This is a genomic window from Jatrophihabitans cynanchi (assembly GCF_027247405.1).
Taxonomy (GTDB): domain Bacteria; phylum Actinomycetota; class Actinomycetes; order Mycobacteriales; family Jatrophihabitantaceae; genus Jatrophihabitans_B; species Jatrophihabitans_B cynanchi.
This window is the reverse complement of the sequence record NZ_CP097463.1, coordinates 1,802,756-1,829,559: the sequence shown is the minus strand read 5'-3', so window position 1 is coordinate 1,829,559 and position 26,804 is coordinate 1,802,756. Positions and strand designations below refer to the sequence as shown.

Annotated in this window: 29 protein-coding genes and 1 pseudogene; 17 read left to right on the top strand and 13 right to left on the bottom strand. The window is 71.1% G+C overall.

Features of this window, described 5'->3' with window-relative positions:
• Positions 1 to 18: 18 nt before the first annotated feature.
• From M6B22_RS08790 to M6B22_RS08750, 9 genes are all read right to left on the bottom strand, one after another.
• Entirely contained in the window at positions 19 to 852 is an 834-nt protein-coding gene (locus tag M6B22_RS08790) for a hypothetical protein (RefSeq protein WP_269445391.1), read from the bottom strand.
• A gap of 180 nt (positions 853 to 1,032) precedes the next feature.
• Positions 1,033 to 2,151: an N-acetylglucosamine-6-phosphate deacetylase gene (gene nagA / locus M6B22_RS08785; RefSeq protein ID WP_269445390.1), complete on the bottom strand. Its 1,119-nt coding sequence runs from the start codon at positions 2,149 to 2,151 to the stop codon at positions 1,033 to 1,035.
• Entirely contained in the window at positions 2,148 to 3,062 is a 915-nt protein-coding gene (locus tag M6B22_RS08780) for an ROK family protein (protein WP_269445389.1), read from the bottom strand. Before M6B22_RS08780 ends, nagA begins: the two co-directional genes overlap by 4 nt.
• Positions 3,062 to 3,976, bottom strand: coding sequence for a carbohydrate ABC transporter permease (locus M6B22_RS08775; RefSeq protein WP_269445388.1), 915 nt, complete (start codon positions 3,974 to 3,976; stop codon positions 3,062 to 3,064). Before M6B22_RS08775 ends, M6B22_RS08780 begins: the two co-directional genes overlap by 1 nt.
• Positions 3,977 to 3,998: 22 nt before the next feature.
• Complete coding sequence (locus M6B22_RS08770) at positions 3,999 to 4,931, bottom strand: carbohydrate ABC transporter permease (protein ID WP_269445387.1); 933 nt, start codon at positions 4,929 to 4,931, stop codon at positions 3,999 to 4,001.
• A gap of 82 nt (positions 4,932 to 5,013) precedes the next feature.
• Positions 5,014 to 6,330, bottom strand: coding sequence for an extracellular solute-binding protein (locus M6B22_RS08765; RefSeq protein ID WP_269445386.1), 1,317 nt, complete (start codon positions 6,328 to 6,330; stop codon positions 5,014 to 5,016).
• Positions 6,331 to 6,405: 75 nt separating this feature from the next.
• Entirely contained in the window at positions 6,406 to 7,254 is an 849-nt protein-coding gene (locus tag M6B22_RS08760) for an N-acetylmuramic acid 6-phosphate etherase (protein WP_269445385.1), read from the bottom strand.
• Positions 7,251 to 8,261, bottom strand: a complete 1,011-nt coding sequence (locus M6B22_RS08755) for an SIS domain-containing protein (protein WP_269445384.1) — start codon at positions 8,259 to 8,261, stop codon at positions 7,251 to 7,253. Before M6B22_RS08755 ends, M6B22_RS08760 begins: the two co-directional genes overlap by 4 nt.
• Positions 8,258 to 9,703, bottom strand: coding sequence for a glycoside hydrolase family 3 protein (locus M6B22_RS08750; protein WP_269445383.1), 1,446 nt, complete (start codon positions 9,701 to 9,703; stop codon positions 8,258 to 8,260). Before M6B22_RS08750 ends, M6B22_RS08755 begins: the two co-directional genes overlap by 4 nt.
• 84 nt (positions 9,704 to 9,787) lie before the next feature.
• On the opposite strand from M6B22_RS08750, the gene M6B22_RS08745 reads away from it, so the two are divergent.
• The 11 genes from M6B22_RS08745 (at position 9,788) to truA (ending at position 16,519) form a co-directional block, all read left to right on the top strand.
• Entirely contained in the window at positions 9,788 to 10,558 is a 771-nt protein-coding gene (locus M6B22_RS08745; RefSeq protein WP_407935599.1) for a GntR family transcriptional regulator, read from the top strand.
• 48 nt (positions 10,559 to 10,606) lie between these two features.
• Positions 10,607 to 11,200: a hypothetical protein gene (locus M6B22_RS08740; RefSeq protein ID WP_269445381.1), complete on the top strand. Its 594-nt coding sequence runs from the start codon at positions 10,607 to 10,609 to the stop codon at positions 11,198 to 11,200.
• Positions 11,200 to 11,679: a hypothetical protein gene (locus M6B22_RS08735; RefSeq protein WP_269445380.1), complete on the top strand. Its 480-nt coding sequence runs from the start codon at positions 11,200 to 11,202 to the stop codon at positions 11,677 to 11,679. The genes M6B22_RS08740 and M6B22_RS08735 overlap by 1 nt, the downstream gene beginning before the upstream one ends.
• Before the next feature lie 120 nt (positions 11,680 to 11,799).
• A complete protein-coding gene (gene infA / locus M6B22_RS08730; RefSeq protein ID WP_091360043.1) occupies positions 11,800 to 12,021 on the top strand; it encodes a translation initiation factor IF-1 in 222 nt (73 codons plus the stop codon).
• 54 nt (positions 12,022 to 12,075) lie between these two features.
• Positions 12,076 to 12,189 (top strand): 50S ribosomal protein L36, encoded by a 114-nt coding sequence (rpmJ, locus tag M6B22_RS08725; RefSeq protein ID WP_062069916.1) that lies wholly within the window; start codon positions 12,076 to 12,078, stop codon positions 12,187 to 12,189.
• 157 nt (positions 12,190 to 12,346) lie between these two features.
• Positions 12,347 to 12,727 (top strand): 30S ribosomal protein S13, encoded by a 381-nt coding sequence (gene rpsM, locus M6B22_RS08720; RefSeq protein ID WP_269445379.1) that lies wholly within the window; start codon positions 12,347 to 12,349, stop codon positions 12,725 to 12,727.
• Positions 12,727 to 13,131: a 30S ribosomal protein S11 gene (gene rpsK, locus M6B22_RS08715; RefSeq protein WP_269445378.1), complete on the top strand. Its 405-nt coding sequence runs from the start codon at positions 12,727 to 12,729 to the stop codon at positions 13,129 to 13,131. The genes rpsM and rpsK overlap by 1 nt, the downstream gene beginning before the upstream one ends.
• 5 nt (positions 13,132 to 13,136) lie before the next feature.
• Entirely contained in the window at positions 13,137 to 13,742 is a 606-nt protein-coding gene (rpsD, locus tag M6B22_RS08710; protein WP_269445377.1) for a 30S ribosomal protein S4, read from the top strand.
• Between the two features lie 91 nt (positions 13,743 to 13,833).
• Positions 13,834 to 14,862, top strand: coding sequence for a DNA-directed RNA polymerase subunit alpha (locus tag M6B22_RS08705; RefSeq protein WP_269445376.1), 1,029 nt, complete (start codon positions 13,834 to 13,836; stop codon positions 14,860 to 14,862).
• 58 nt (positions 14,863 to 14,920) lie between these two features.
• Entirely contained in the window at positions 14,921 to 15,658 is a 738-nt protein-coding gene (rplQ, locus tag M6B22_RS22140) for a 50S ribosomal protein L17 (protein WP_407935598.1), read from the top strand.
• A 9-nt stretch (positions 15,659 to 15,667) separates the two neighbouring features.
• Positions 15,668 to 16,519, top strand: coding sequence for a tRNA pseudouridine(38-40) synthase TruA (gene truA, locus M6B22_RS08695; RefSeq protein WP_269445375.1), 852 nt, complete (start codon positions 15,668 to 15,670; stop codon positions 16,517 to 16,519).
• Between the two features lie 197 nt (positions 16,520 to 16,716).
• On the opposite strand, the gene M6B22_RS08690 is transcribed toward truA, so the two are convergent.
• The 3 genes from M6B22_RS08690 to M6B22_RS08680 form a co-directional block, all read right to left on the bottom strand.
• A complete protein-coding gene (locus tag M6B22_RS08690; RefSeq protein WP_269445374.1) occupies positions 16,717 to 17,307 on the bottom strand; it encodes an RBBP9/YdeN family alpha/beta hydrolase in 591 nt (196 codons plus the stop codon).
• Between the two features lie 44 nt (positions 17,308 to 17,351).
• Entirely contained in the window at positions 17,352 to 17,996 is a 645-nt protein-coding gene (locus M6B22_RS08685) for a lysoplasmalogenase (protein WP_269445373.1), read from the bottom strand.
• Positions 17,997 to 18,502: 506 nt separating this feature from the next.
• On the bottom strand, positions 18,503 to 19,867 hold the full coding sequence (locus M6B22_RS08680; RefSeq protein WP_269445372.1) for an FAD-binding oxidoreductase: 1,365 nt from the start codon (positions 19,865 to 19,867) through the stop codon (positions 18,503 to 18,505).
• 67 nt (positions 19,868 to 19,934) lie between these two features.
• On the opposite strand from M6B22_RS08680, the pseudogene M6B22_RS22135 reads away from it, so the two are divergent.
• A pseudogene (locus tag M6B22_RS22135) lies at positions 19,935 to 21,553 on the top strand (ABC-F family ATP-binding cassette domain-containing protein).
• On the opposite strand, the gene M6B22_RS08665 reads toward M6B22_RS22135, so the two are convergent.
• Positions 21,554 to 22,201: a class F sortase gene (locus M6B22_RS08665; protein WP_269445370.1), complete on the bottom strand. Its 648-nt coding sequence runs from the start codon at positions 22,199 to 22,201 to the stop codon at positions 21,554 to 21,556.
• A 245-nt stretch (positions 22,202 to 22,446) separates the two neighbouring features.
• Here M6B22_RS08665 and rplM point away from each other — a divergent pair, with 245 nt between their 5' ends.
• The 5 genes from rplM (at position 22,447) to M6B22_RS08640 (ending at position 26,793) form a co-directional block, all read left to right on the top strand.
• The gene (gene rplM / locus M6B22_RS08660; protein WP_269445822.1) at positions 22,447 to 22,887 is read left to right on the top strand and encodes a 50S ribosomal protein L13; all 441 of its coding nucleotides are present in this window, start codon (positions 22,447 to 22,449) and stop codon (positions 22,885 to 22,887) included.
• Positions 22,884 to 23,276, top strand: a complete 393-nt coding sequence (rpsI, locus tag M6B22_RS08655) for a 30S ribosomal protein S9 (protein ID WP_269445369.1) — start codon at positions 22,884 to 22,886, stop codon at positions 23,274 to 23,276. Before rplM ends, rpsI begins: the two co-directional genes overlap by 4 nt.
• Complete coding sequence (gene glmM, locus M6B22_RS08650; RefSeq protein ID WP_269445368.1) at positions 23,276 to 24,637, top strand: phosphoglucosamine mutase; 1,362 nt, start codon at positions 23,276 to 23,278, stop codon at positions 24,635 to 24,637. Before rpsI ends, glmM begins: the two co-directional genes overlap by 1 nt.
• A 123-nt stretch (positions 24,638 to 24,760) precedes the next feature.
• Positions 24,761 to 25,120: an ArsR/SmtB family transcription factor gene (locus M6B22_RS08645; RefSeq protein WP_269445367.1), complete on the top strand. Its 360-nt coding sequence runs from the start codon at positions 24,761 to 24,763 to the stop codon at positions 25,118 to 25,120.
• The gene (locus M6B22_RS08640) at positions 25,117 to 26,793 is read left to right on the top strand and encodes a SulP family inorganic anion transporter (protein WP_269445366.1); all 1,677 of its coding nucleotides are present in this window, start codon (positions 25,117 to 25,119) and stop codon (positions 26,791 to 26,793) included. Before M6B22_RS08645 ends, M6B22_RS08640 begins: the two co-directional genes overlap by 4 nt.
• The last annotated feature ends 11 nt before the right edge of the window (positions 26,794 to 26,804 follow it).

Genomic DNA, 26,804 nt, shown 5'->3' with positions numbered 1-26,804 from the left:
CCCGTTGTACCGCACCAGTCAGGCGATGCGGCGGCGGCTGAGCCGTTCGCGCCGCAGCTCCTTGACGAACTGTGCCGTCTGATCCGGTCGCCCGAAGATCTCGGCCGGTCCGAACGTCTCCACGCGCCAGCCGCCTCGGTACTGCACGTCGAACGTGCGGGTGTAGTCGCGTCGCATCCGGGTCGCCTCGGCGTGCTCGGCGCCGTTGTACTCCAGCGCCAACATCGCGTCCGGATAGCTCAGGTCAGGTTCGGCGAGCCACTCGCCAAGCTCGTTGTAGATCGGCAGGTTGACGTCCGGCGTCGGGAGTCCTGCGCTGACAAGGGCATACCTGAAGTGACTCTCCGGACGGGACCGCGAGCGCGCGTTCAGCAGCGGCAATGCCTGACGTGCCCGAACGACGCCCCGGCGGTGGTATCCCCGGGACACGACGCCGGCGAGCTCGGCCGGCGCGGTATCGCCTCCGCGCAGGACACTGTCGCCCAGCGCCACCAGGTCGGGCATCGCCAGAGACTCGGAAAGGTCGAGCCAGGTACGCGCCGCACTGGTCACCGGCACGCCCTGGACAAGCACGATCTCGTCCGGGTGCAGCGTGCGGCGGCGGCTGCGCAGTTCGCCGCGCATGCTGTGCGAGTGGGCGCGCGGGACTACCGCGTCGCGTCGAAGCACGACATCGACGGTGCCGGCAGCGCCTGGAGGGAGCCAGAGGGCGTGCAGTTGTGCGGCGGCCCGCCCGGCCACGACGCTGCCGTCCGGACATGCGCTCAGGATGGCGGCGCATCGCGCGGCGAGATCGCAGACCTCGTCCGCACGTCTCCATACCCCCCGGGTGACGCGAATCAGCTCAGCCATGTCCGGCAGTGTGCGCAACAAGCCCACCCGACGCGACCGGTCAGCCCCCGTCTGTGGACGAGGACCAGCTTGTCCACACCCCCCCCGCTGCTCCCGTTGAGTGGCGGCTTTCCGGTTCAGTGGCGGCTTGTAGCCCGCCACTGAACGCGTAACCCGCCACTCAACGGAGAAGGTCTGGGGTCAGAGCCAGGCGCCGGCCCTCATCACCTGCTGCACCTGAAGGTCGTCGTCCATCAGCACCAGGTCGGCGGCCAGACCCGGGGCGATCGCTCCGCACACGCCGGACAGCCCGAGCAGCCGCGCCGGGTTGGTCGACGCAGCGGCGACGGCGGCCTCGATCGACAGCCCGACCGACTGCACCGCGCGCCGCACCGCCACGTCCATGGTCAGCGTGCTGCCCGCCAGCCGCAGCCGGTCGTCGCCGGCCAGCCTCGCCCTGCCGGACTCGACCACGACGGCCTGGTCGCCCAACGTGTAGTGCCCGTCGCCCACGCCGGTCGCGCTGATCGCGTCGGTGATCAGGGCCAGCCGCGAGGGGGCGACGCGGGCGGCCAACCGGACCAGGGCCTCGTGCACGTGCACGCCGTCATTGATCAGCTCGACGTACACGCCGGCGTCGAGCGCGGCCACGGCCGGTCCGGGCGCGCGCTGGCTCATCGAACCCATCGCGTTGAACAGGTGGGTGGCGAGGGACGCGCCGGCCGCGAACGCCGCGCTCGCCTGCTCGTAGGTGGCATCGGTGTGCCCGACCGCCGCGACAGCACCGGCCGCGACGATCGCCTCGACCACGCCGATCGCGCCGGGTACCTCCGGCGCGATCGTCACGGTGCGCACGGTGCCCTGGCCGGCGTCGAGCAGCTTGGCGAGCACCAGCGGGTCCGGAGCCAGCAGATGTGCCTTGTTCTGCGCGCCGCAGCGAGCCGACGCCAGGAACGGGCCTTCGAGGTGGGCGCCGAGGATCGCGCCGGACCCGGCCAGTTCGGCGGCCCAGCCCAGCTGCGTGCACATCGCGTCGATCCCGCCCGCCATCAGCGACACGAGCGCGCGGGTGGTGCCGTGCCGGCGGTGGAACTCGACACCGGCGGCCATGTCTGCCGGCGAGGAGGTGAAGTCGTGACCGCCGCCGCCGTGGACGTGCAGGTCGATGAAGCCGGGCAGCAGCCAGCCGGAGACGGGTTCGGCTCCCGGCGGCCCCGCGCCGGCTCCGACCGCGGCGATCCGGCCGCCGTCGATCGACACCCAACCCGGTTCGAGCACGCCGTCCGGGGTCACTACCCGAGCACCTGCCAGTACCGTCATCGCGCGCGACCAACCTCTCCAGCGTCAGTGTCGGCAGTTCCCGCCGGCAGGCGTTCGGCAAGCAGTGCGGCACCGCGCACCCCGGCGTCCAGCCCGTATCGCGCGGCCACGACCGGTGGCGCGGAACGCCACGTCAGCCGTCCCGCCAGCGCCGCGCGCACCGGTGCCAGCAGCGGGTCGCCCGCCTGGGCCAGACCGCCGCCCAGCACGATGCGGGCCGGGTCGAACAGCAGGGTCGCGGTCGCCAGCGCGAGGCCGAGCGCCGTGACGGCGTCCGACCAGGCGGCACCGGCGGCCGGTTCGCTCCCCGACCGCGCGAGGACGTCGGCCGACGTCGCCCCCGGCCGGCCGTAGCGGCGCGCCACGCCGGCAGCGGATGCGTACACCTCGAGGCAGCCGAACTGCCCGCACGCGCACGGTTCGCCGTCCGGCCACACCGGGATGTGGCCGATCTCGGCGACCTGGCCGGTCGCGCCGTGCCGCACCTGCCCGCCAGCCACGAGCGCGGCACCGATGCCGGTGCCGAGCGAGACGTACAGCAGCTCGTCGTCGCCGGCCTCGGCCAGCGCGGCGGCGCCCACGTCGTGCGCGACGGTGACCGGCAGCCCGAGCGCATCGGCGAGCAGGGCGCGCAGCGGGACGTCCCGCCAGGCCAGGTTCGCCGCGTAGCGCACGACACCGTCCTCGACGATTCCCGGGACGGCCACGCCCACCGCCGTCACGCTGCCGCCGTCGATGCTGCCGCCGTCGATGTTGCCGCCGTCGATCAGCTCGGCGGCGAGGGCGCGCACGGTAGCGGCGACGTCGTGCTGCGGCGTGGGCACGACGCCGCGGCGGGCGATGCTGCCGTCGTCGGCGAACCGGGCGCCCTTGATGCTCGTGCCGCCGACGTCGATGCCGATCACGCCCATCAGCCCTTCACCGCCCCCGCGGTCAGGCCGGCGGTGATGCGGCGCTGGAAGATGACGAACAAGACCACCACGGGCAGTGAGGTCAGCGTCGCCGCCGCCATCAGCCCGGCGTAGTCCGCGCCGTGTGTCGAGCTGGCCTGGAACTGCAACAGGTACACCATCAGGGTCTGCTTGTTGTTGTCGAGCAGCAGTGTGTTCGCGACCACGAACTCGTTCCAGGCAAGGATCCAGCAGTACACGCCGGTGGCGACGAGCCCCGGTCCGGTCAGCGGCAGGATGACCTTGTAGAACGTCTGCCAACGCGTGCACCCGTCGACCATCGCGGCCTCGTCCAGCTCCTTCGGGATGCCGGCGATGAAGGCGCGCAACGTCCATACGGTGTAGGGCATCGAGAAGATCAGGTACGAGATGATCACGCCGGTCAGGCTGTTCTTGAGCTGGAACTGGTCCAGCAGCAGGCTGAGCGGAATTGTCAGCGCGAGCAGCGGGATCATCTGCACGACCAGCACGGTGAGGACGAACACCTTGCGTCCGGCGAAGCGAAGTCGCGCGATCGCGAGTGCACCGAGGAAGCCGACCACGAGGCTGATCAGGACCGCGGCGAGCGTGATGATCAGGGTGTTGAGCAGGTTCTGCCGGAACACCGGATCGCCGAGTATCTCGCGGAACGCGCGCAGGGTGGGCCGGACCGGGACGAACTGCGGGGTCGACCTGCTCAGGTCCGCGCCCGTCATGAACGAGGTGATGAGCATCCAGTAGATCGGCGCACCCAGGATCACCGACAGCAGTACGGCGAGGGCGTTCCACGCCCAGCGGGCGCGGCTGCGCGGCTGTGGCCGGTCGGCCGCAGCCGTCGTCGCCGCTCGCTCGGCGGGGTCGGCCGGATCGACGTGCGCCCTGATCACTGCCGTCATGTCGTGATCACGTCCGGGGTAGTCATTCGGTGTCGCCCATCCGGATCAACTGGCGGATGTATACCGCCATCATCGCGAACACGGCCACCATCATCAGGATCGCGATCGTCGAGCCCACGTTGTAGCGACTGCTCCCGACTCCCTCGGCGTACATGTAGACGCCGATCGTCTGGTAACCGGGCTCCGGGTGGCCGTTGCGCATGAAGAAGATCTGGTTGAACACGCCGAAGTCCCAGATGATCGACAGCGTGGTCATGATGATGAGCAGCGGACGCAGGTAGGGCAGCGTCACGTTCCGGAAGCTCTGCCAGCTGGATGCCCCGTCGACGCGGGCGGCCTCGAGGACGTCGGGCGGCACCTGGGTCAGCCCGGCGTGTAGCGAGATCGCCAGTAGTGGCAGGGCACCCCAGATGACCACGACGGACACGACGGCCAGCCCCTGCACCGGGTCGGCGAACCAGTCGTGACCCTGCAGGTGCACGCCGGGCAGCTTGCCGAGCAGGTAGTTCACCACGCCGAACTGGTTGTTGAACATCCAGTAGAAGACCTGGCTGGACACCGTCGAGGGCACTGCCCAGACGAACAGCAGCACCGCGGTGAGAAGCAGCCGGGCCCAGTTGGAGACCCGGTTCATCAGGATCGCGAAGGCCATCCCGAGGAGCAGGCTGATGACGACGTTGACGGCGGTGAAGACCACCGTGCGGATGACGACGGTCCAGAAGTTCGAGTCGGTCAACACGGCCGTGTAGTTGTCCAGGCCGACGAACGGCGTGCTGCCGCGGTGGTGGAACAGCGCGAACTTGCTGCTCTCCTGCTTCGACAGCGACAGGACGACGATCTTGACAAGCGGCCAGCCCGCGACCGCCACCACGATCAGGACGGCGGGAAGGATCAGCAGGTACGGCAGGCCGGTTGCGCGTAAACCGCCGACGCGGCCGGGACGGTCTGCCGTCACGGCGATCACCTCCTTCTCGTGGCGCGAGCCGGTGCCGGAGGCGATCCGGCACCGGCTCGTCGTGCTCCGGTCCGCGGCCGGCTCAGCCGGTCGCGTTGAGCGTGCTGTCGATTTTGTCGTCGGCGGCCTTAGTGGCGTCGGCGATGCTGCTCTTACCGGTGACGATGTCCTGCAGCATGTTCTGCAGGATGTTGCCGCTCTCGACGTTCGCCCAGTTCGGCGACGTCGGTGTCACCCAGGTCTGCTGCGCGGCCTGGCCGCTGATCTTGTTCGCGTCGGACTGGCTCTGGTAGGTGTCCAGCAGGGAACTGGAGTTCGGGATCGCGTACTTCGCCAGCGCGGTCATGCTCTTCTGGTCGGTGAAGATCCGCAGCCACTCGGCGCCCAGGCCCTGGTTGCTCGCCTTGGCGGGCACCGCGAGGTCCGAGCCGCCGAAGAAGCTCGGCATGAACTTGCCCGCGGTCTCGCTCGGCATCGCGAAGGTGGCCAGCTGGTCCTTGAGCTTCGGGTCACCCGTCTTGGGGTCGGCGACGACACCCATCTCCCAGCCGCTGCCGAAGATCGTGGCAACGTGCCCCTTGGCCATCACGCCGTCCTGGTCGGCCTCGTTCTTCGTGGCACCGCCCGAGGAGTACTCGGTGGCCAGCTTCTTCCAGTTCTCCAGGCCCTTCTGCGCCTCGGCGCTGTTGAGCTGCGCCGTCCACTTGCCGTCCTTCTCGGTGGCGATGGTGCTCCCCGCGTCATGGACGAAGGTCATCGCCGCGTACCAGTACTGGCCGGGCATGTAGAACGCCGAGAAGTTCGGGTCGCTGGAGTGGGCCGCCTTGAGCTTGTCCAGGTCCGAGTACAGCTCATCCAGGCTCGTCGGTGGGGTGGTGATGCCGGCCGCCTGCCACATGTCCTTGCGGTAGATGACGGTGCGCACGCCGCCGTAGTACGGGACGCCGTACTGCTTGCCGTTGTAGACGGTGGTGTCGAGCAGGCCCTTCATCCAGGTGTCGCTGTTGTCGAACTTGCTCTTCAGGCTCGACAGGTCGGCGAACGCGCCCGCCGCCATGTACGAGGCCATCTGGGTGTTGCCCAGTTCGACCACGTCCGGGATGCCGGTGCTGCCCGCGAACGTCGAGTCGAGCTTGGTGGTGTAGTTCTGCCAGTTCTGCCATTGGAGATCGACCTTGGCGCCGGTCTCCTGCTCGAAACGCTGGTTGGCCTGGTCGACCACGTCCTGCCAGCCCTTGGCATCACCCTGCAGCCACACGGTGACCGTCTTGCCCTTGCCCTCGGTGCTCAGTGCCAGCCCCTTGCCATCACCACCGGACGACTTCGAGGAACTGCACGCGGTCGCCAGTGCGGCCGCCGTTGCGACCGCGAGGATCGCGGCCAGTGCTCTGCGCTTCAAGCTCGCCTCCGGTTGAGTTGACCTACCACGATTGATGTAGACAACTTCGGATATTGGCCTAGACCATTTACGGTGTCAAGAGTTCGATCGCAGTGCGTCCCGAAGTGTGATGTGCTGCGCCGCACGGGCAGTGGCCACCGACGGCGGAAGACCCAGGACGAGATGCACGACCGCGGCACGCGCCGAACCGCAACTCGCCAGGGCGCGCGCGGCGGCCTCCGGCGAGCAGCCCGCGATCTCGGCGACGATGCCGGCGGATCGCGCGCGCAGCTTGGCGTTCGCCCCGACCACGTCGAGCATCAGGTCGCCGTGCACCCGGCCGAGGCGGACCATGGCCGCCGTGGTCAGCGCGTTGAGCGCGATCTTCTGTGCGCTGCCCGCGCTCAGCCGGGTCGAGCCGCGCAGCACCTCGTCGCCGACCACCGCCTCCACGGCGACGTCGGCCAGGTCGGCCAGCGGCGATGCCGGGACGTTGACGACGGCGATCACCTGCGCGCCCGTCGAGCGCCCCGCCCCAGCGATGCACAGCGTGTACGGCGTCGTCCCGCTGGCGGCGACCGCGACGAGCACGTCGCCGGCGGTGATCGCCAGCGCCGTCAGGTCGGCCTGCGCGCCCGCCAGGTCGTCCTCGTGCTCGTCGGTGCCGACCGCCCCGCCGGCCACCCGCGCGGCGACCAGCGCGCGGTCCAGCCCGAACGTCCCCGGCAGCTCGGCCGCCTCGGCGGCGGCGATCCGTCCGGATGTCCCGGCGCCGGTGAACAGCAACCGCCCGCCGGCGCGCATCCGCGCGGCGATCAGGTCCGCACCGCCGGCGATCGCGGCGGCCTGCGCGCGCACCGCGGGCACCACCCGCTGCTCACCGTCCAGCAGCAGCTCGACGACGGCGCGGGTGGGCAGCAGGTCGAGTTCGGGCCGCTCGCTCACCACGTACGCGTCACCTTCGACAGGCCGCGCGGGCGGTCCGGATCGCGGCCGCGGTCGAGGGCGAGGCGCAGCGCGAGCCGCTGCAACGGAAGGATCTCCAGGATCGGCAGGAGTTCTTCGGCGATCCCGTCGGTGGAAAGCGGCAGCCCGTCGGCCGGCCCGACCTGCAGCACCGCGGCGCCGTTGTCGCGCAGTCGTTCCACGACAGGCATCATCGCTGCTCCGCCGCGTCCCGGCGAGGTGATCGCGATGACCGGAACATCCGCGTCGATCATGGCGAGCGGCCCGTGCAGCAGGTCCGCGCCGGAGAACGCCTGAGCCGACAGGTAACTCGTCTCCATCAGCTTCAGTGCCGCCTCGCGGGCGCTCGGGTAGGAGTAGCCGCGCCCGGTCACCACCAGCCGGTCGACGCCGGCGTAGCGGGCGGCCACCTGCTCGGGCGCGGTGAAGGCCAGCGTCCGCTCCGCCGCATCCGGCAGCGCGCCGGCCGGCGGCCGTTCGCCGGACAGCAACAGGTACAGCGCGAGCAGTTCCGCCGTGTACGTCTTGGTGGCAGCGACAGCCCGTTCGGTGCCGGCGCGGATGTCGACGTGGATCTCGGCTGCGGCGGCCAGTGCCGAGTCCGGCGCGTTGGTCACCGCCACGGTCAGGGCGCCGCACTCGCGGGCCGCGGCGGTCGAGTCGACCAGGTCCGGCGACCCGCCGGACTGACTGACCGCGAGGAACAGCACCTCGGCCAGGTTCGGGCGCGAGCCGTACACGGTCATCGACGACGGGGACGCGAGCCCGGCGGGCAGCCCGAGCCGGATCTCGGCCAGGTACTTGGCATACAACGCGGCGTGATCGCTGGTACCGCGGGCGGCGGCGAGCAGGAAGCGGGGCGCGGCGCGACGGATCCGCCCGGCCGCCTCGCGCACCTGCTCGCTGTCCTCGAGCAGCCGGGCGAGGGCCGCCGGCTGCTCGGCGATCTCCGCGGCCATCAGCGCCCCGGGCTGTGGCGCGCTCATCGATCCGCTCCGGCCAGGACGGCCGCCGCGGCGGCGAGCAGTCCGGGCGCCACGCCGCGCGTGCGGATTGCCGGCAACTGCGGCGCGGACGGGCCGGGCCAGCCGACGTCGACCAGCACTGCGGCCGGATGTGCCTGTGCCGCGGCCACGACCTGCTGCTGCCACGGGTACCGGGCCGGATCGCGGACCACGGCCACCAGCGATCGCCCCGCCGAACGCGGCGCGATCGCGGCCAGGTCGTCCGGGCCGCGGACGGTCAGCACCTGCGTCCCGCGAACCAGGGCGGCGAGCGGTTCGGCGAGGGTCCACGGCAGCTCACCGGAGGCCATGCCGCCCGGCGGGCGGCACTCGAGCACCAGGGGCGCGGTGAGCGGCGGCAACGTGCCGAGCACCTCGATGCAGCGGGCGGCGGCACCGGCCGCGATGTCGGGATCGAACCCGGCGGACGGGTCGCCCGGCCCGGCGAGTCGCGCCGTGCGGGCCGCTGCGTCGCGCAGCCGCTCGAGGGTGAGCTGCCCGCCGTCGATCGCCCGTGCCACGGCCGCCGGGATCTCCGCGACGAGCTGCGGATGCTCGAGCGCTCCGGTCTCGATCGCGTCGGCGCCGGCGGCGAGCGCTCGGACGAAGCCGTCGAGCATGCCGATCGTCCCGGACAGCGCACGCATCTCGAGCGCGTCGGTGACGACGGTGCCGGTGAAGCCGAGTTCGTCGCGCAGCACCCCGGTCGTGATCGCGGCGCTGACCGTGGCCAGGTTGCCGGCGTCCAGCGCCGGCACGAGCAGGTGGCCGGTCATGATCGAGCGCGCGCCCGCGGCGATAGCGGCGCGGAACGGCGCGTACTCGACCGACTCCAACTGCGCACGTGAACGATCCAGCGTGGCGACCTGATGGTGCGAGTCGGCGCGCGTCGCCCCGTGCCCGGGGAAGTGCTTGACGCAGGCCGCGGTCCCGCTGTGCTGCAGTCCCCGCACCGCCGCGGCGACCTGGCGTGACGCGACCTCGGGATCGGCGCCGAAGGAGCGGACCCCGATCACCGGGTTGAGCGGGTCGAGGTTGACGTCGGCGACCGGTGCCAGATCGAGCGTCACACCGCAGTGCGCCAGCCGTGCTCCGATCGCGCCGTACACCTGCTCGGTCACGACCGGGTCGTCGAGGAAGCCGAGGGCGGCGGCGCCCGGGCTCGCGCTGCCGCGCGTGTCGTCCAGGCGGGTGACGTCACCGCCTTCCTCATCGAGCGCCACGACGATGTCCTGCCCGGCCGCCTTGCGCAGCGACTCGGTCAGCGCCCGCACGTCGTTCCCGCGCAGGTTCGAGCCGAACAGCACGACACCGCCCAGCCCGTCGGCGAGGCAGTCCAGCAGCCACCGCGGCGGGGTCGGCCCCTGAAAGCCGAGCAGCAGACACGACAGCGCCAGGCGCCGGATGTGAGGATCGATCGACAAGGAGTGCTCCGCGATGCCATAGAGTAAATGGACTAGACAACTTTGAGCGTGCCGGGTTACCCCGTGGGTGTCAATGGTGTAGACATGCGTACGGTTCGGCAGGCACGGCGTGAAGGAGATTCGGTGGTCGTCGCAGCGAACGAGCGCGCGCCGCGCGAGCCGAAGTACTACGTGGTCAAGCGGCACCTGCTCGAGCTGATCAGCTCGCTGCCGCCGGGCAGCCTCGTCCCGACCGAACGGGTGCTCACCGTCGAACTCGGCACCTCGCGAACCACGGTGCGACAGGCGCTGAGCGAACTGGTCGGTGAGGGCCGCCTGGTGCGCAGACAGGGCTCGGGCACGTATGTCGCCGAGCCGAAGATCAGCTGGCCGCTGGAGATGACCAGCTTCACCGAGCAGGCCGCCGCCGCCGGCTACGCCGCGACGACCCAGTTGCTCGACACCGGGCGCAGGCGCGCGAGCGAAGAGGTCGCCGGGCGGCTGCGGATCAACGCCGGCGCGCCGGTGTACGTGATCGAGCGGCTGCGCCTGGTCGACGGGGCCGCGATGGCGGTGGAGACCTCGCAGCTGTCGGCGGCACGCTTTCCCGGGCTGATCGCCAAGCTGCGCCGCGCGGCGTCGCTGTACCGGGTGCTGGACGACGAGTACGGCGTCGTCCCGGTCACGGCTGACGAGACGATCGAGACGGCCGCGGCCTCACCGCGGGAGGCCGACCTGCTCGACACCGACACCGGTTCGCCGATGCTCGTGCTCAGCAGGCACAGCTTCGACGCGAACGGCGAGCCGGTGGAGTGGGTGCGCAGCTGGTACCGCGGCGATCGGTACACCTTCGTCGCGCGGCTCACTGCCCGCTAGAGTCGGGGATTCGCGGCGTGCTGGCGCGCCGCAGTCCGTGGAGGAACCGTGACGCATCCGCAGCAGGGCCCGATCGCACAGCCGCACCAGCCGCAGTACCAGCCCCCGTACCAGCCGCAGTACCAGGAGCCGCACCAGGCCGCGTACCAGGCCCCGTACCAGGGCACCCCCACCCAGCCCGGCTATCCGGTGGGCCAGCCGATGCAGCCACCGCCGGCCGGCTGGACCGGTGCGTACGCCGCGACCGGCGCACAGCCGGTGTCCCGCACGTCCGCCCTCGTCTGGACACTCGGGCTGGTCAGCATCCTCGGCGTGGTGCTGGGCATCTCGCTCAAGGAGGACGGCGCCAACGCGTGGCACTCGGTGCACGCCTGGGGCGGTCTGGCGATCGCCGGTGCGGTGCTGACTCTCGCGCCGGTCGCGGGCCACAGCTTCGGCATGACCGCGGCGCGCGCCTGGCAGACCGCCGTCGTGGGTGCCGGTGCACTCGTCCTGTACTGGGTGCTGTTCGTGCTTCCGTCGGTCGGCTCCAACACCTCGCTGTTGACGACGATCGGCGTGGCCGCGGGCGCCGTCGCCGCCTGGGTCGCGCCGGGCAAGTCCCCGGCCGGCGGCCAGCCATCGGCCGGTCACACCTGGTGATGCGCGATCCGTTCGCGCGGCTGCCGGTCGCCGTGCGGCTCTGGACGGCCGCGCTGCTCTGCCTGGCACCGATGGGGCTGGTCTGGGACGTCGGTGCCGGCTTCCTGAGCCCGGGCATCACCATGTACGGCGACTGCGGCTACACCGAGTACACCTACTGCACTCCGGACACCTATCTGCCCGGCTACTACGTCCCGGGCCAGGTGACCAACGTCAGCCAGTCGCCGATCCGGGCGTTCGTGGTGTTCGCCGCGGCCGCGTTCGTGATCGCCGCGCTGCGCCGGCGCACCGACGCCACGCGTCGCCTGGCCCGGCTGGGCACGCTCGCGCTCGGCTTCGCGGTGTTCCTCGCGATGGCGAACGGTTCGCCCCGGATCGCGCTGATCGTCGCCCTCGCCGCGATCCTGGTCACGCCACTGGTCTGGGCGCAGCCGAGGGCCGGCAGGGGCGTTTTGGCAAGGGGACACGCCGCCGGGTAGACTCGGTCGTTGGCGCCTGCCGCCCCTTTTCCCATGCCCGCTGTGGCCGCGGGTCGAAGAGGTGGACCCTCGTGTGCAGCGCCGGTGCACGGACCGAATTAGCGACGAAAAGCGGAGGATATGCCCAAGAAGGACGGGGCCATCGAGGTCGAAGGCCGCGTGGTCGAGCCACTTCCCAATGCGATGTTCCGGGTGGAACTGAGCAACGGACACAAGGTGCTCGCCCACATCAGCGGCAAGATGCGTCAGCACTACATCCGCATCCTCCCGGAGGACCGCGTGGTGGTGGAGCTCTCGCCGTACGACCTCACCCGCGGGCGCATCGTCTACCGCTACAAGTAAGCCGCTACCGGTAGCCATCACTGCCACCGAGCTCACTGCAAAGGAAACGCGACCGTGAAGGTCAAGCCGAGCGTCAAGCCGATCTGCGACAAATGCAAGGTCATCCGTCGCAACGGTCGGGTCATGGTGATCTGCGAGAACCTGCGCCACAAGCAGCGCCAGGGCTGAGCAGCCGCACCACTAAGCGCACGCCAACCTGACCGCATCGGTCAGGTCCACCTCCGGGCGAAGGCCGGAGCCGGTATCCGGGGCAGGGCCCCCGGAACAACAGCCGGGCGGGTGCGCACCACACCTTCGACGTAACAGATTCAGGAGAACCGCCCGTATGGCACGACTTGCCGGCGTCGACCTCCCCCGCGAGAAGCGGATGGAGATCGCGCTCACCTACATCTACGGCGTGGGCCGTACCCGCGCCAAGCAGGCGCTCGAGGCCACCGGGGTCAGCCCCGACCTGCGCGCCCGCGACCTGAGCGACGACGACCTCGTCAAGCTCCGCGACTACCTCGACGCCAACTTCAAGGTCGAGGGCGACCTGCGCCGCGAGGTTGCCGCCGACATCCGCCGCAAGATCGAGATCGGCTGCTACCAGGGCATCCGGCACCGCCGCGGCCTGCCCGTGCACGGCCAGCGGACCAAGACCAACGCCCGCACGCGCAAGGGTCCGAAGAAGACCATTGCCGGCAAGAAGAAGGCAGGTAAGAAGTAATGCCGGGTCCGGCACGAAAAGGAGCGGTCAAGAAGGTCCGCCGCAAGGAGAAGAAGAACATCGCCGTGGGCCAGGCCCACATCAAGAGCACGTTCAACAACACGATCGTCTCGATCACCGACCCGCAGGGCAACGTGATCAGCTGGGCGTCGGCAGGGCACGTCGGCTTCAAGGGCTCGCGCAAGTCCACGCCGTTCGCCGCGCAGATGGCCGCCGAGAACGCAGCGCGCAAGGCGCAGGAGCACGGCGTGAAGAAGGTCGACGTGTTCGTCAAGGGCCCCGGTTCGGGCCGCGAGACCGCGATCCGCTCGCTGCAGGCCACCGGCCTGGAGGTCGGCACGATCTCCGACGTCACCCCGCAGCCGCACAACGGTTGCCGTCCGCCGAAGCGCCGGAGGGTTTGATCTAGATGGCTCGCTACACCGGTCCCGCGACCCGCATCTCGCGCCGGCTCAACGTCGACCTGGTCGGCGGCGACAGCTCATTCGAGCGCCGTCCGTACCCGCCCGGCCAGCACGGCCGCTCGCGCATCAAGCAGAGCGAGTACCTGCTGCAGCTGCAGGAGAAGCAGAAGGCCAAGTACAGCTACGGCGTGCTGGAGAAGCAGTTCCGTCGCTACTACGAAGAGGCCGTCTCCCGGCAGGGCAAGACGGGCGACAACCTGCTGCAGATCCTCGAGTCCCGGCTCGACAACGTGATCTACCGTTCCGGCCTGGCGCGCACCCGCCGCCACGCCCGCCAGCTGGTCAGCCACGGCCACTTCCTGGTCAACGGCCACAAGGTCGACATCCCCAGCTACCGCGTGTCGCAGTGGGACATCATCGACGTCAAGCCGAAGTCCCTGGAGACGACGCCGTTCCTGATCGCCCGCGAGACCTTCGGCGAGCGACCGGTTCCGGCCTGGCTGCAGATCGTGCCGAACAAGCTGCGCATCCTCGTTCACTCGCTCCCCGTCCGGGCCCAGATCGAGATCCCGGTCCAGGAGCAGCTGATCGTCGAGCTGTACTCGAAGTAAGCAGGCCCCGCAGCGGGGTGATCACGACGCTGCACAACGAATAGTCAGGACGTCATATAGCGGGCGTCCACGACCTACAAGGAGCACACCAGTGCTGATCTCCGAGCGCCCCTCGGTCACCGAGGAGCCCATCACCGACACCCGGTCGAAGTTCATCATCGGCCCGCTGGAGCCCGGCTTCGGCTACACCCTCGGCAACTCGCTGCGGCGCACGCTGCTGTCCTCGATTCCCGGTGCGGCCGTCACCAGCATCCGCATCGACGGCGTGCTGCACGAGTTCACCACCGTCGAAGGGGTCAAGGAGGACGTCACCGACATCATCCTGAACCTCAAGGAGCTGGTGGTCAGCTCCGAGAGCGACGAGCCGGTGGTCATGTACCTGCGCAAGCAGGGCCCGGGCGAGGTCACCGCCGCGGACATCGCGCCGCCGGCCGGGGTCACCGTCCACAACACCGACCTGAAGATCGCCACGATCAACAAGAAGGGCCGGCTGGAGATCGAGCTGGTCGTCGAGCGTGGGCGCGGCTACGTCACCGCGGTACAGAACAAGCAGCCCGGGCAGGAGATCGGCCGCGTGCCGGTCGACTCGATCTACTCGCCGGTGCTGAAAGTGACGTACGCGGTCGAGGCCACCCGTGTCGAGCAGCGCACCGACTTCGACCGGCTCGTGGTCGACGTGGAGACCAAGAGCTCGATCACCCCGCGCGACGCGGTCGCCAGCGCCGGCCACACCCTGGTCGAGCTGTTCGGCCTGTTCCGCGAGCTGAACGAGGAGGCCGAGGGCATCGACGTCGGACCGTCGCCGGCCGAGGTGGCCGACATCGCCGCGTTCTCGATGCCGATCGAGGACCTGGACCTCACCGTCCGCTCGTACAACTGCCTCAAGCGCGAGGGCATCCACACCGTGGGTGAGCTCGTCGGACGCAGTGAGGCCGACCTGCTGGACATCCGCAACTTCGGGTCCAAGTCCATCGACGAGGTCAAGATCAAGCTGCACGGCCTGGGCCTGGCCCTGAAGGACAGCCCGCCCGGATTCGAGCTGCCCACCTCGGTCGAGTCGTACGGCGACGACGACTTCGACAACGGCGACGGCGACTTCGCCGAGACCGAGCAGCTGTAAGTCCTCCCCGACAAACACACAGAACCTGATCCGTTTTCGGGTCACTGAGGAGCACGACATGCCTACGCCTACGAAGGGGCCCCGCTTCGGTGGCTCGCCCGCGCACGAGCGGCTGATGCTCGCGAACCTGGCGACCTCGCTGTTCGAGCACGACCGGATCACGACCACCGAGGCCAAGGCCAAGCGGCTGCGCCCGCTGGCCGAGCGGCTGATCACCTTCGCCAAGCGCGGGGACCTGCACGCGCGCCGTCAGGTCATGACGGTCATCCGCGACAAGGACGTCGTGCACAAGCTGTTCGCCGAGATCGGCCCGAAGATGGCCGAGCGGCCGGGCGGCTACACGCGGATCATCAAGACCAATCCGCGTAAGGGCGACAACGCGCCGATGGCCATCATCGAGATCGTCGAGGAGTTCCGGACGGTCGTGAAGGAGGCCGAGCGGGCGCGCGGCACCAGGACCGCCGCCAAGAAGGCGCCGACCGGCCGCACTCGCGAGATCGCGCAGGAGGCGGCCGCCGAGTCCGCCACCGCCGCGGCTGTCGCCGAGCAGGCCGCCGGCGCCGACGAGGACACGTCCGTCGCCAGCGCTGACGAGGCCGCGCTGGAGGCCGGTGCGGACACCGGTTCGCTTGCGTCCGCCGGTGTCGAGGAGACCGACGCGGCCGCGGACGAGGTGACTGACGAGGCTGCGGACGAGGCTGCTGGCGAGGCCGAGGCTGGTGCCGCGAATTCGGCCGACACCGCCGCGCAGGGCGACGCGGAAGCCGACGACGCGGAAGCCGACGACGCGAAGTAGTCCCGCGTGGTGAGTTCGCCGAACGAGCCCGCCGAGCCCGCTGATGACTCAGCGGCCGGCGGGCTCGTTCGTGTCCGGCTGGAGCTGAGCTACGACGGCACCGACTTCGCCGGCTGGGCCGCGCAGCCGGGCCTGCGCACGGTGCAAGGGGTGCTGCAGGACGCCCTCGGCACCGTGCTGCGCCGGCCGGTCGCGGTGACGGTGGCCGGACGCACCGATGCCGGCGTGCACGCGAGCGGGCAGGTGGCGCACCTGGACGTCGCGGCGCCGACCTGGGCAGCCGAGGGCGACCGGCTGGCGCACCGGCTGAACCGGCTGCTCGCGGCCGACGTCCGGGTGCGCGCCGCGCGGGCGGTGCCGGCCGAGTTCGACGCCCGGTTCGGCGCCCTCTGGCGGCGCTACGAGTACCTGATCTGCGACGGCGTGCCCGATCCGCGGCTCCGCCGCCACGTGTTGAGCTGGCCGCGCCGGCTGGACGAGACCGCGATGGCCACCGCGGCGAGCGAGTTGCTGGGCCTGCACGACTTCGCCGCGTACTGCAAGCCGCGTGACACCGGCACCACGATCCGCACCCTGCAGGCGCTCGACGTCGTGCGTGGCGGCGAGCTGATCGCGTGCACGGTACAGGCGGACGCGTTCTGCCATTCGATGGTGCGCTCGCTCGTCGGCGCCCTGATCGCGGTGGGCGAGGGGCGCAAGCAGCCGTCCTGGCCGGCCGCCCAGTTGCCGCGGGCCGAGCGGGCGGCGGCATCGGTGGCGCCGGCGCACGGGCTCACCCTGGTCGAGGTCCGCTACCCCGCGGACGACGAGTTGGCTGCGCGCATCGAGCAGACGCGCGCGATGCGGGCCGCGCCGTCCTGACCGTCTCGCTCTGCGCCCGCGACGCCCTCGCACCACCGCGTGCACCACGCCAGCGATCCGGACTACTACGAGTACGCGGCGATCGTTCGGGATCTGCGGGTGAGCCGACGCTGGTGTGGGCGGCTCGGCTACCTGCTCGCCCCGCCCGGCTGGTCGCCCGAGCCCGTCCGTCCGGGCCCGTCCGTCCAACCGGCCACTCAGTAGAAGGCGAGGTTGTCGCGGTTGCACCAGGACAGCACCGCCGGCCACGGCCCGTAGCCGGTGTCCACGTTCAGGTGTGCGCCGCCCGGAATGACGGTCGTTGCGATCTTCAGTGGCAGTCCGTAGGCGGCGCCGATGCCCTCGGGTGTGTAGGGATCACCCTCGCCGCCGACCAGCACCGTCCCGCCGCCGGCGTGCCGGACCAGGTCGATGTCCAGTGGCGGCGGGAAGAATCCGACGATCTCGGGGATCCGGGTGGCCGGCGACGGGGGAGCGACGAGGGCGACCCGGGCCGGGCGCGGGGCGTCGCTGTCGGCAGCCACGTGGTGCAGCCAGAGCACGGCGCCGAGCGAGTGCGCCACGACGTCGAAGCCCTCCTCAGGCAGCCCGGCCAGCGTCGCGTCGAGTGCGCTGAGCCAGGCGTCCAGCGACGGCGTCTCGACATCGGGCAGGTCGGGGTAGCGCACCTCGCGGCCGGCGTCGAGCAACTGCGCGGCCAGCCAGCTCTGCCAGTGCTTGGGCTCGGATCCGCGCCAGCCGTGCACGATGACGACGGGGACGGAGCGGAGCGGGCGGCGCGGCGGCATGGGCCGAGCCTATTGGCAGCCGCGGCCGGACCGTGGGGGAGGGATCAGCGCAGCAGCCCGATGACGATGAGCAGTTGCGCTGCGTGGTAGCTGACGATCACGAGAAGCGGGCCGCGCGGCACTCGACGGACGAACCGGTCGTGGCCGAGCACCGTGTCCGACGCGAGGAACAGCAGCCCGCCGAGCGCGGTCGCGATCGTGCCCGTCCCGACGGCGAACACGGCCATCGCGGCGAGTAGTACCGCGTAGCCGGCCACGATGATCGCGAGCTGTCGACCGCCGGTCCGCCGCGCCCCCGCGAGCACCTGCGGCAGGCTCAGCGCCGCGGCTCCGGCAACCACAAGCAGCCCGGCCAGCAGGTACAGCCCGTGCACGCCGTGCCGCGCGAACGCGATCAGGTAGCAGACGTGGCCGAGCAGGAAGCTGCCCAGACCGATTAGGAGGGCGCTGTCGGGCTCGGCGGCCGCGCGGTCGCTGCACACCAGCGCGACGTCGCCGGCCAGGCTGAACGCGAGCGCGGCGAGCACCCAGACCTTGGCGGCACCGAGATCGGCGGCCGCGGCTGCCGCGATCAACAGGACGAGTGTCAGCGGCTTGAGCAGGTACTCGATGCGGAAGTAGCGCCGGCCCACCGCCGCCCAGTCGCCGACCGCCACGATCGCGGCGGCCAGCAACAAGCCGATGGTCATGGGCGGCAGTATGCCCGGCGGTGGTTGGCGCCGACGCGAGCGCGGCCGGTGCGTTCCCGGCCGCACCGTGCAGCCGGGCCCGCGCGACGCGACCGATTCGACCTCGGTGGGTTGCGAGTCGCGTGGTTCGTTCGGGTATCGGGCTCTGCGGGCACTGTTGCATGCAGACCTCGATCGGTCGCGAGTCGCGTGGTTCGGTCGGGCATCGGGCTCTGCGGGCACTGTTGCGTGCAGACCTCGATCGGTCGCGAGTGACATGGTTCGTTCGGGTATCGGGCTCTGCGGGCACTGTTGCATGCAGACCTCGATCGGCTGCGAGTCGCGTGGTTCGTTCGGGTATCGGGCTCTGCGGGCACTGTTGCGTGCAGACCTCGATCGGTCGCGAGTCGCGTGGTTCGTTCGGGTATCGGGCTCTGCGGGCACTGTTGCGTGCAGACCTCGATCGGCCGCACTGACACGCACGGTCAGAGCACGGCACCCGGCAGTCAGAGCACGGCACCCGGCAGTCAGAGCACGGCACCCGGGTTGAGGATGCCGGCCGGGTCCAGCGCGTCCTTGATGCGGCGGGACAGCGCCATCACGTCCTCACCGAGGTACGCCGGCAGCCAGTCCTTCTTCAGGCGACCGACCCCGTGCTCGCCGGTGATCGTGCCACCGAGGTCGAGCGCCAGATCCATCACCGCGCCGAACGCCTCGTACGCGTGGGAGGTGGCGTCGGCATCGGCTGGGTCGAAGACGACCAGCGGGTGCGTGTTGCCGTCACCGGCATGAGCCACCACCGCGATCGTGGTCGTGTACTTCCGCGCGATCTGTTCGATGCCGCGCACCAGTTCGGGCAGCCGCGGCAGCGCCACGCCCACGTCCTCCAGCAGCAGCGAACCCAGTTGCTGCAGTGCGGGGAACGCCGCCCGGCGTGCCGCGGCGAACGCCTCGCCCTCGTCCTGATCGTCGGTGCAGAACACCTCGTCGACGCCGTGGTCACGGCAGGCCTGCTCGATGATCGCGATCTCCTCTGCGGCGGTGGCGCCCGGAGCGTCGGAGCGGGCGATCAGCAGCGCCTCGGCGGTGCGGTCCAGGCCCATCTTCGTGTAGTCCTCGACCGCGTTGATCGAGGTGCGGTCCATCAACTCCAGCATCGACGGACGTAGCCGCGACGTGATCGCGAGCACGGCGTCGGCCGCCGCGTCGATCGAGGCGAACGATGCCACCAGGGTCGAGGCGGGCGGCGGCGCCGGGACCAGTCGCAGCGTCAACTCGGTGATGACACCCAGCAGCCCTTCGGAGCCGACGAACAGCTTCGTCAGCGACAGCCCCGCGACGTCCTTCAGCCGCGGCCCACCGAGGCGCAGCGCGGTTCCGTCGGCGAGCACGACCTGCATGCCGAGCACGTAGTCGCTGGTCACCCCGTACTTCACGCAGCACAGCCCGCCGGCATTCGTCGCCGCGTTGCCGCCGATCGAGCACAGTTCGAACGAGGACGGGTCGGGCGGGTAGAACAGGCCGTGCTCGGCCACCGCGCGCTTGACCTCCGCGTTCAGCAGCCCGGGTTGCACGACCGCGACGCGAGAGACCGGGTCCACCGCGATCTCGCGCATCCGTTCGGTGGTGAGCACCAGCCCGCCGTCGACCGCGGTCGCGCCGCCGGACAGGCCCGAGCCTGCGCCGCGGGGTACGACCGGGACGAGAAACTCGCTCGCCCAGCGCAAGGTCGCCTGGACGTCGGCGGTGCACGTCGCGCGAACCACGGCCAGCGGCCAACCGGCGGTCGGGTCCTTCGCCCAGTCCTGCCGGTAGCCGGCGACTACGTCGCGATCGGTGACGAGCGCGCCGTCCGGCAGAGCATCGCGCAGCGTGGCGAGATCGGCGGTCATGCGCCGATTCTGCACCCGGTCCGCAATAGCGGGTGCGCCCCTCGCCGGGATGCCGCACACTGCCCGGGTGGGTTATGTCGACGTCTCGGGGGTGAGCCACACCCTGCCGGACGGGCGGGTGCTGCTGGGGGACGTCAGTTTCCGGGTCGGCGACGGCGCCAAGGCGGCCCTGGTCGGGGCGAACGGCGCGGGCAAGACGACGCTGCTCCGCCTGATCGCGGGGGACCTGCGGCCGCAGCGCGGTGCGATCGTCTCGACCGGTGGGCTGGCCGTCATGCGGCAGTTCGTGGGCTCGGTCCGGGACGCCACCACCGTGCAGGACTTCCTGGTCGACCTCGCCGCCCCGCAGCTGAACGACGCCTGGACCGGCTTGCAGGCGGCCGAGATCGTGCTGATGGAACGCGACGACGAGGCGACGCAGCTCGACTACGCCCACGCCCTGGCGCGCTGGGGCGACGTCGGCGGCTACGACCTCGAGGTGCTGTGGGACACGGTGACCGTGGCCGCGCTGGGCGTCCCGTACGAGCGGTGCAAGTACCGCGAGCTGACGACGCTGTCCGGCGGCGAGCAGAAGCGGCTCGCGCTCGAGCTGCTGCTGCGCGGCCCGGAGGAGGTACTGCTGCTCGACGAGCCGGACAACTACCTGGACGTGCCGGGCAAGCGCTGGCTCGAACAGCGGCTGCGGGAGACGTCGAAGACGGTGCTGTTCGTCAGCCACGACCGCGAACTGCTGGCGCGGGTGGCCGACCGGATCGTCACGGTGGAGGGCGGCGACACCTGGGTGCACGGTGGCGGGTTCGCGTCCTACCACGAGGCGCGGGCCGCCAAGCACGAACGGATGGCCGAGCTGCGCCGGCGCTGGGACGAGGAGCACGCGCGGCTCAAGGAGCTGGTCCGCACGCTGCAGATCCAGGCCAGGGTCAGCGAGGTCATGGCGCAGAAGTACCGGGTGATGGCACGTCGGCTCGAGCGCTACGAGGCGGCCGGGCCGCCGCCGGACAAGCCCGAGGAGCAGCGCGTCACGATGCGACTGCGTGGCGGCCGCACCGGCGTGCGCGCGGTGACCTGTGACGGCCTGGAGCTGACCGGCCTGATGCACCCGTTCGACACGGAGATCTACTACGGCGACGGGTCGGCGTGCTCGGCGCGAACGGCGCCGGCAAGTCGCACTTCCTGCGCCTGCTGGCCGGCGATCCGGTGGCGCACGGCGGCTCTTGGCGGCTCGGCGCCCGAGTCGTCCCCGCGCTGTTCGCCCAGACCCACGCACACCCGCAGTGGCAGGACCGGACGTTGGTCGACCTGCTGTGGGAGGGCGACGCCGCCCGGTCGGGGTTGGACCGCGGCCGCGCCATGGGTGCGCTGCGGCGGTACGGCCTGAACCAGCAAGGCGATCAGGTGTTCGGCTCGCTGTCCGGCGGCCAGCAGGCGCGGCTGCAGATCCTGATGCTGGAGCTGTCCGGGGCGACCCTGCTGCTGTTGGACGAGCCGACGGACAACCTCGACGTGCTCAGTGCAGAGGCGCTCGAGGAGGGGCTGGCGTCCTTCGACGGCACCGTCGTCGCGGTGACCCACGACCGCTGGTTCGCCCGCTCCATGGACCGGTTCGTGATCTTCGGCGCGGACGGCTCGGTGTACGAATCGGACGAGCCGGTCTTCGACGAGACGCGGGTCGCCCGGCCGCGGTGATCAGCCCGGGACGGCGTACGCGACGATGTTGTCCAGGTAGTTGCCGGTGCTCGCGTCGAACGGACCGCCGCAGGTCACGATCGCCAGTCTGCCGACGGTCGACTGGTCGAAGATCTGCCGGTACGGCAAGGCCGTCTTCTGGTACGTGCGCACCCCGGTGATCTTGAACCTGACCGTGGTCCGCTTGCCCTTGTGCAGTCCGCGCACGTACACCACGTCGCCCGGGTCGAGCGTGCCGATGCGCGCCAGGCTGCCTTCGACGCCGGCGTAGTTGATGTGCCCGGCCAGCACCGCCGTGCCGTGCCGCGCGCCCGGCGCAGCCCCGTGCCGCCACCACCCGACGACGCGGGGATCGGTGGGCACCGCCAGCTCGCGTCCGGCCGTGGTGCCGATCGCGACGATCGGCGCCTTCACGTGCAGCTTCGGAATCTCGATCTGCTCGGGCGTGACGAGCGCGGCCAGGGCTCCCGGCGCGGTGGGAACCCGGCCGACGTCGCGGGCCGCGGCAAGCGTGTTGTGCCTACCCCACGTCGGGGAGATGACCCAGCTGATCGCCGCGCAGGCGAGCAGCGCGATCGCGGCGAGGACGCACCAGAACGGCAGTCGGTCCACGGTTCGCGGGCGCACGGCGCCGGATTGCCGGATCATGGCTGCGATGCCCCCGTTCCGTGCGTCGGACTGCCTGGACTCCTGGCTCAACGAGTGAAGCCGGCATGAGATTCGGCGGACCGCGCGATTTGGAGCCGGTCCGCGGCCCCCGGTAGAGTGGCCGATTGGTGCGCAGGCGTCCCTGCGCGCGCAGGCCATGCCCCGGGGTCTCGACAGAACCGACCGTGGGGGCGCCGTCCGGCAGCGAGTCGGCTCGCGGCGTGAAGACCGAGAGAGTGGGATCAGTGGGTACCTACAGCCCCAAGCCCGGCGAGATCGAGCGCCGCTGGCACGTCATCGACGCGAACGACGTGGTGCTGGGCCGGCTGGCGAGCCAGACCGCCCGGTTGCTGCGCGGCAAGCACAAGCCGCAGTTCGCCAACCACATCGACGTCGGCGACTTCGTCATCGTCGTGAACGCCGAGAAGGTCGCCGTCGCCGCCGCCAAGCGCGACGAATACCGGTACCGCCACTCGGGCTACCCGGGCGGCCTGTCCAAGCGCACCGTCGGTGAGCTGCTCGAGACCAAGCCCGAGCGGGTCATCGAGCTCGCGGTCAAGGGCATGCTGCCGAAGAACAGCATCGGCCGGGCCCAGCTGAAGAAGCTGAAGGTCTACGCCGGACCCGAGCACCCGCACGCCGCGCAGAAGCCCCAGCCGTTCGAGATCAAGCAGGTAAGCCAGTGAGCAACGCCAATGCCCCAGTCGTCGGCCGTCGCAAGGAGGCCGTCGTCCGCGTCCGGCTCATCCCGGGCAGCGGCGAGTTCAAGCTGAACGGGCGCACCCTGGAGAACTACTTCCCGAACAAGGTGCACCAGCAGTTGATCCGCGAGCCGTTCGTGACGCTGGAGAAGGACGGCCAGTTCGACGTCATCGCGTCGCTGACCGGCGGCGGAGTCACCGGCCAGGCGGGTGCGCTGCGCCTGGCGATCGCGCGCGCGCTGATCGGCCTGGAGCCGGAGGACCGTCCGGCCCTGAAGAAGGCCGGCTTCCTCACCCGTGACCCGCGGGTCAAGGAGCGCAAGAAGTACGGACTGAAGAAGGCCCGCAAGGCGCCGCAGTACTCCAAGCGGTAGTGCGCCAGCTCTTCGGCACCGACGGCGTTCGCGGCCTCGCGAACGGCGACCTGACGCCCGAACTCGCCCTCGCCGTCGCCGGCGCGGCGGCTCGGGTGCTGGTCGCGCACCTCGGGGACACAGCCGGCACGGCCACCGCGGGGGCGCAGCGTCCGCTCGCGGTGGTCGGCCGCGACGGCCGCGCGTCCGGCGAGATGCTCGAGGCCGCGGTGGTGGCCGGGCTGACCTCGTCCGGTGCCGACGTGCTGCGGGTGGGCGTGCTGCCCACCCCGGCGATCGCCTTCCTCACCGCGGCGTACGGCGCCAACCTGGGCGTGATGCTGTCGGCCTCGCACAACCCGATGCCCGACAACGGCATCAAGCTGTTCGCGCGCGGTGGCCACAAGCTGCCGGACCAGCTCGAACTCGAGATCGAACAGGCCGTCGTCACCGGGCCGGCAAGCCGCCCCACCGGCGCCCAGATCGGCCGGGTGCGGGACGCGACCGATGCGGCCGAGCGCTACCTCACCCATCTGCTCGGGGCCGTTCCGCAGCGCTTGGACGGGCTGCACGTGGTCGTCGACTGCGCGCACGGCGCCGCCTCCCTGGTCGCGCCCGAACTGTATCGCCGCGCGGGCGCCCGGGTGAGCGAGATCGCCGCGGCGCCGGACGGGCTGAACATCAATGACGGGGTCGGTTCCACGCACCTGGACGGCTTGATCGCCGCCGTGCAGGCGGCCGGTGCCGACCTCGGGATCGCCCACGACGGTGACGCCGATCGCTGCCTGGCGGTCGACTCGTCCGGCGTGCTCGTCGACGGCGATCAGATCCTGGCGATCTGCGCGCTGTCGCTGCGCGAGTCCGGGCTGCTTCGCGAGGACACGGTCGTCGCCACGGTCATGAGCAACCTGGGCTTTCACCACGCGATGCGCGAGGCCGGTATCGCGGTCGTCACCACCGCGGTCGGTGACCGCTACGTGCTCGAAGCGCTGCGCGCGCGCGGTCTCAACCTCGGCGGGGAGCAGAGCGGGCACGTGGTGTTCACCGACGCCGCCACCACCGGCGACGGGCTGCTGACCGCGCTGCACCTTATGGCGCGGGTCGTGCGGACCGGCGAGCCCCTCGCCAAGCTGGGCGCCGTGGTGCACCGGTTGCCGCAGGTGCTGGTCAACGTCCGGGTGGGCGACAAGGCAGCGGTGGCAGCCTCGGCGGCAGTCACCGGCGCGGTGTCGGCGGCGGCCGCCGAACTCGGCGACGCGGGGCGGATCCTGTTGCGCCCGTCGGGCACCGAGCAACTGGTGCGGGTGATGGTCGAGGCCGGCACGCAGGAGCACGCCGACGCGATCGCCCGGCGCGTCGCAGCGGTCGTCGCATCCGTCTGACCTGATCGAGCGACCCGCTGCGCCCTGAGGCCGCGGACGGTTGCCTGATCGGACAGAGCCAATGGCGCAGGTCACTCGGTTGACGACTTGAAGAAGTTTGCAATTACATAAACAATCATCACCGTGAAGCGCTCGGCTCCCATCCCGCTGTACCAGGCCAAGGCCGACTTCTTCCGCACCCTCGGACATCCGGTGCGCATCCGGGTGCTGGAGCTGCTGCAGACGCGCCCGATGCAGGTGCGTGAACTGCTCGCCGAGCTCGAACTCGAGCCGAGCAGCCTGTCCCAGCAGCTGGCCGTGCTGCGCCGGGCCGGAATCGTGCGGGCCGACCGGGTCGACGGCGCCGTCACCTACTCGCTGGCCGCTGCCGACGTCGGCGAGTTGATGACGGCTGCCCGCCGGTTCCTCACCGCGATCCTCGCCGGCCAGGGGGAGTTGCTCGCCGAACTGCGCCATCGGGCACCCCGCGGCCCGCGCCGGTGAGTCACCCGTTCATCGCGCGGACGCGCGCGCTGCTCCCGCGTGCCTCGGACTGGCAGACCGCCCGGCGCCATCCGCGGCAGAACCTTCTCGCCGGCCTCACCGTGTCGCTGGTGGCCCTGCCGCTCGCGCTGGCGTTCGGAGTCGCGTCAGGTGCCGGGGCCGGCGCCGGCCTGGTGACCGCGATCGTTGCCGGCGCGGTCGCGGCCGTGTTCGGCGGCTCGAACCTGCAGGTGTCCGGGCCGACCGGCGCCATGACCGTCGTGCTGATCCCGGTCGTGCACCGCTTCGGGGTCGACGGTGTGCTCACCGTCGGTCTGCTCGCCGGCGCGATCCTGGTCCTGGCCGCCGTGCTGCGGTTGGGGCGCGCGGCTCGCTACCTTCCGGCGCCGGTGATCGAGGGGTTCACTGCTGGGATCGCCGTGGTGATCGTGCTGCAACAAGTGCCTGCGGCGCTCGGGGCCGCCGGCGGCGGGGACAAGGCCTGGCAGTCGGCCTGGTCCGCCGTCCGCCACTTCGCCGCCGACCCGCACCCGTGGCCGCTCGCCATCGCCCTCGGGGTGGCCGCGGTCATGCTCGCCGGCGTGCACTGGCGTCCCGGCGTGCCGTTCTCGTTGCTGGCCATCGCCGTCGTCGCGGTGACCGCGCGGCTCACGCACCTGCCCGTAGTCCGGATCGGCAGCCTGCCGGAGGGCCTGTCGGCGCCGTCGCTCGGCTTCCTCGACCCCGGCTCGATCGGCACGTTGCTGCCGTCGGCTCTGGCCGTGGCCGCGCTCGGGGCGCTCGAGTCGCTGCTGTCCGCCACCGTCGCCGACGGGATGACCGTCGGCCAGCGCCATGATCCCGATCGCGAACTGTTCGGGCAGGGGCTGGCCAACCTGGTGGTGCCCCTGTTCGGCGGCGTCCCGGCGACGGCGGCGATCGCGCGCACCGCGGTCAACGTCCGGTCCGGCGGGAACTCACGGCTGGCCGCCTGCACGCACGCGCTGGGTCTGGCCGCGGTCGTCTACCTGGCCGCGCCCTGGGTGTCACAGATCCCGGTGGCCGCGCTGGCCGGCGTGCTGATCGCGACCTGCGTGCAGATGGTCGAGGTCGGCTCGCTGGCCACGCTCGCCCGCGCCACGAGGTCCGACGCCGTGGTGCTCGCTGCGACCTTCGCGGTCACCGTCGCGGTCGACCTCGTCACGGCGGTCACCGTCGGCATCGCGGTCGCGGTCGTGCTCGCGCTGCGCGCGGTAGCGCGATCGTCCCAGCTCGAGCAGGTACCGCTCGACGCGGCCGACCACGCGGCCGAGGAGTTCGAACTGCTCAGCCGCAACATCGTGGCGTACCGCCTGGACGGTCCGCTGTTCTTCGCCGCCGCGCACCGCTTCCTGCTCGAGCTGACCGAGGTGGCCGACGTGCGGGTGATCATCCTGCGCCTGTCGCGCCTGACCACCGTGGACGCGACGGGCGCGCACGTGCTCGGCGATGCGATCAGCCGGCTCGAACACCGCGGCATCACCGTGCTGCTGTCGGGGATCCGTCCGCAACACGGCCAGGTGCTGCGGCGGCTGGGCGTCGCCGAGCACCTGCGCCGCGACGGGCTGATCTTCCGGGACACCCCCGCGGCCATCGGGTACGCGAGGACGCTGCTCGGCGCCGCGGACCCGATCGGGCAACCCGCTGCGCCCTGAGGCCGCGGCGG